The sequence below is a fragment of the Sphingomonas sp. CCH9-E2 genome, from assembly GCF_001557215.1.
In the GTDB taxonomy this organism is placed as follows: domain Bacteria; phylum Pseudomonadota; class Alphaproteobacteria; order Sphingomonadales; family Sphingomonadaceae; genus Sphingomonas.
The window spans coordinates 1-4,186 of record NZ_LSJM01000009.1 but is presented as its reverse complement, the minus strand read 5'-3'; the positions used below and the strand labels follow the sequence as shown (position 1 = coordinate 4,186).

3 protein-coding genes are annotated in these 4,186 nt (G+C 66.2%); 2 read left to right on the top strand and 1 reads right to left on the bottom strand.

The annotated features are described in order from the left end of the window. Together AX681_RS00605 and AX681_RS00600 are read left to right on the top strand one after the other, a co-directional pair. A partial coding sequence (locus tag AX681_RS00605) for a sensor histidine kinase (protein WP_231734844.1) occupies positions 1 to 1,951 on the top strand: 1,951 nt, incomplete at its 5' end. Continuing rightward, positions 1,948 to 2,598, top strand: coding sequence for a response regulator transcription factor (locus AX681_RS00600; RefSeq protein ID WP_066661850.1), 651 nt, complete (start codon positions 1,948 to 1,950; stop codon positions 2,596 to 2,598). The genes AX681_RS00605 and AX681_RS00600, both read left to right, overlap by 4 nt. Before the next feature lie 6 nt (positions 2,599 to 2,604). On the opposite strand, the gene AX681_RS00595 is transcribed toward AX681_RS00600, so the two are convergent. Then, positions 2,605 to 4,176, bottom strand: a complete 1,572-nt coding sequence (locus AX681_RS00595; RefSeq protein WP_066681519.1) for a family 43 glycosylhydrolase — start codon at positions 4,174 to 4,176, stop codon at positions 2,605 to 2,607. Positions 4,177 to 4,186: the final 10 nt, after the last annotated feature.

Sequence of the window (4,186 nt, the reverse complement as noted above, 5' to 3'; positions counted from 1 at the left end):
GGCGGTCGCCTGGTCCCGCCCGCGCCAGATGAGTTTTTCGACCGTTACCCTGTTCTACCAACTCATCTTCGGCACAGCGACGGCGGTGCTCTTGTTTCGGTTCAGCCTGAACAGTCCGATGGAGATCACCGCCGTCGTCCTGCTGCGCAAGATCCTGTGCGAGGTGACCCTGGCGGGGATTGCCGAGATCGTCACCCTGCTGGTCGTCCGCCGTGCGTCGGGGCTGGGACTGGAGCGCGCGCGAATGCTGTCGCTGCAGCTGTCGCTCAACGCCATCGTATCGCTCGCCGTATCGGGTGCCGCGACCCTGTTCCTGATCGGCAGCCTGACCAATGTCCGCGAGCGGCTAACGATCGTCGAGGATCAGATTCATACCGTGGTGGTCGATGCGCGCGCGACCGCGCCCGACCGGCCATTGCCGTCGCACATCCGCGTCGCCGGGTCGGCGGTCCAACTGCCGCTGATCGTCGTTCCGACCCGCGACATCGCGGCCGGGGCCAAGCAGCTGGGATGCACCCGGACCGATCGCGGCGATCAGGGCGGGCCGGACGATCGCAATACCTTTCTCTATTGGCTGCGCGTCTGCGTGATCGCCGATCGCTTTGGCGACAAGACCGTGCTGGTGTCGCCTCGCGCGCTGGTCGTTGAGAGCTTTGGGACCATCTTTACCGGCCTGTTGCCGTTGATGGCCTATCTGGTGCTGGCAGAGCTGGTGCTGTTCGGATTTCGCCGCGCGCTGGGCCGGTCGATGAAGCTGTGGGATGAAGCGGTGCAGGGCTTTGCCGCGCGACAGCGGTTTCCGCGTGGCGAGGCACCGTTCATCGAATCCAATGCGGTGCTCGGCATGCTGCGCCAGGCGACCGACGATTATCTCGATGCGGACGAGGAGCGCGAGCGGCTGGCGCGAACCGTTGACGAACTGCGCACCGCGATCGACCTGCGGCTGCTCAGCGGCCTGCGGATCGAGGACGCGGCGCTGCGCTTTGTCGAGCTGACGCCGGGTGCCGGGGTCTGTCAGCGGGTGGTGCCGTTCAACCCGGCCGACCGCAGCGCGCTGCTTCCGCTGCGCGGCACCAACGACATCATGGCCGAACTGCGCCTTGCCGGTGCGGACAGCCAGCACTGGTTCCTGTTGCTGGCGCATGACTATGACGTGGAGGCGGAGGAGTGGCGGTTCGGCTGCCTTGTGCGCCTGCGCGCGTCGCAGGCGATGCAGACCAAGATGCTGCATAACGCCCGGCTGATCGAACTGGGCGGCATGGCGTCGGCACTGAGCCATGAGTTGCGTCAGCCACTGTTCACCATCTCGCTCGCGGCGGAAAATGGCGCGACGATGCTGCAGCGCGATCCCCCGGCGGTCGGGCGCGCGCGCGAGAAGTTCGCGCGCATCCTGGAGCAGGTGGCGCGTGCCTCGGCGATCATCGAGCGGACATCGGCCTATGCCCGCGAAGAGCGCGGCGATCGCGAACAGACCGATCTGGTCCAGGCGATCCACGATGCCGCGCGGTTCATGCGTCCGGTGCTGCAAAATCGCGGGATCGAGCTGATCATTACCGGGGGTGCCGGGGTCGAGCCGATGATGTTGCCGCGCATCGGGATCGAACAGATCATCGTCAATGCCCTGCAAAACGCAGCCGACGCGATCGAGCAGGCGCGTACCGAGCAGATAACCGCCGGAACGATCGGGATCGAGATCACCAGGTCCGCCAAGCATGTCGCGGTCGCGATCCGCGACGATGGCAGCGGGCTGGTCGATGATCTGGCATATTCGCCGTTCGACGCCTTCAGCACCTCCAAGCCGTCCGGCAAGGGCACCGGGCTTGGCCTGTTCATCTGTCGCCAGATCGTTGATGAAATCGGTGGCACCATCAATCTAGCCAATAATTCCGACGCGGTGGGGGCCACGCTGACGCTGACCTTCCCGCTGTCGCATCCGTGGAGGCTCACATGACCGACCCCGACGCCATTCCCGCCGACCCGGTCTATCTGGTCGATGACGATACCGATCTGCGCCACGAGCTTGCCGATGCACTCGAGGAAGCGGGCTATGCGGTGCAGGGCTTTGACAGCGGCGAGGCATTTCTGGCGGTGCAGGCCGATCTGGCACCGGGCTGCGTCGTGCTCGACCTGACCATGCCGGGGATGAACGGGATGCAGGTCCACACCGCGCTGGTGGATCGCAGCAGCCGCCATGTCGTGGTGATGCTGACCGGGACCGGGAGCATCGCGACCGCGGTTGCGGCGTTGCGGACGGGCGTCGTGGATTTCGTCGAGAAGCCCGTCCAGCTCGACACGCTGAAAGAGTGTATCGAGATCGCGCAGGTGCGCAGGATGGCGGTCGCGGCGACGCGCGAAAAGCTGGACGCGGCGCGCGCGCGCTTTGCGCCGCTGACGCCGCGCGAGATGGACGTCGTGTACGGCATGATGATGGGCCAGTCCGCCAAGATGACCGCGCGGCGGCTCGACTTGTCGTTCCGGACGGTCGAGAGCTATCGCGCCAACCTGATGGTCAAGCTGGGCGTGCGCACGCTGGCCGAAGTGGTGCGGATGGCGATTGAGGCGGAGATCACCCCGACCGGCCCGATCCTGGTGGAATGAGCCGGGTCAGCTGAGCGCTTCGAACCGGAAATTGCTGAACCGGGCGGTGCCTGCCCCGGCTGAATAGAGGCCGGGGCGCAGCATCAGGAAGCCGCCACGGACATTGTGGTGGTATCCCGACACCTCCATGCCGCGGTCGAAACGGTGCCATGTCGTTCCGCCATCGCCGCTGGTGTCATAGGTCACGATGTGGCGGTCGTTGGTTACCCGCATCCGCAGCTTGCGCCCATGCGGATTGGCGGGCCGGCCGCGTTCGATGCCATATTGGTGCGTGACGAAGCGCTTCTCGTCGAAGCCCAGGCCGCAATAGAGCTTGTCGTCGTAGAACAGGATCAGGCCCGCAGTACCGCCCGGTGCGATCTCGATATCGCATTCGAAACGATAGGCCGGGTCGCCGGCGATCAGCAGCAGCGGCGACGAGCTGGACGGCGCGGTGCCGCGTGCGTCGAGGTGCAGGGCATTGTTCGCGACCCGCGCGCGCGACCGTTCATCGGGGGCGGGGCGGAAGAAATTCCATTTCGGCCCGATGTCCAGCGTCGAAAAATCGTCCGACAGCTTCATGCCGTGCGGGCCGCTCTTCGTCCCGCCCTTGGGCTTGGGAAGCGGCTGCGACAGGTCGCCGCCCTTCATCCGCAACCAGCCGTCATCGGTCCATTCGATCGGATCGAGCAATGCCTGCCGCCCCAGCGTCCAATAGCCGTTTTCATAGCCGTGATAGACGCTCCACCAGTCGCCGCCCGGCCCCTCGACCAGCGTCGCATGGCCGCGCGACCACCATTTCTCCTGGAGCGAGGTGGTGCGGACCAGCGGGTTGTGCGGGCAATTCTCCCACGGCCCGTGGATCGAGCGGGAGCGCGCGGCGATGACCATATGCCCGGTCGGCGGCCCCGCCGTCCCGCCGACGGCGGTGATCATGTAGAACCAGCCATTGTGCCGGGTGATCTTCGGCCCCTCGGGCGCGAAGCCCTCGACGATCCAGTCCTTGGGATAACGCCACGGGTCATAGACATGCTCCGGCTCACCGATGCGGCTGAGGCCGTCGTCGGACAGGCGCACGCGGTCGCCGCCGGACAGGAACAGCCAGCGCGACCCATCCTCACCCACCGCATGGCCGGGATCGATATGGTTGGGCAGCTTGAGGTCTACGGGCTCGCTCCACGGCCCCTCGATCCTGTCGGCCCAGATCACCCAGCTGGTGTTTGGCCCCTTGGTCGGAATGTAGAGGAAATAGCGGCCATTATGCTTGCACAGCTCCGGCGCCCAGACCGACCCGATATTCTTGGTTAGCGCCGCGCCGACCGGCTGCCAGTTGATCAGGTCGCGCGAGTGCCAGATGACCAGCCCCGGATAGGAGTCGAAGGTCGAGAAGGTCATGTAATAGTCCTTCCCGTCCTTGAGGATCGTCGGATCGGGATGGTCGCCTGCCATCAGCGGGTTGAGGAAGCGGCCGTCGCCAAGGTCCGGGATGCGCTGATTGTCGAAGCCGCGCTTCCAGTCGGGGGCGGGCGGCTGGGCCTTGCCCTGCGCGATGGCGGGGGTGGCGGCGGCAGCGCTGGCGAGCGTGGCGGCGCCGATCAGGTCGCGGCGG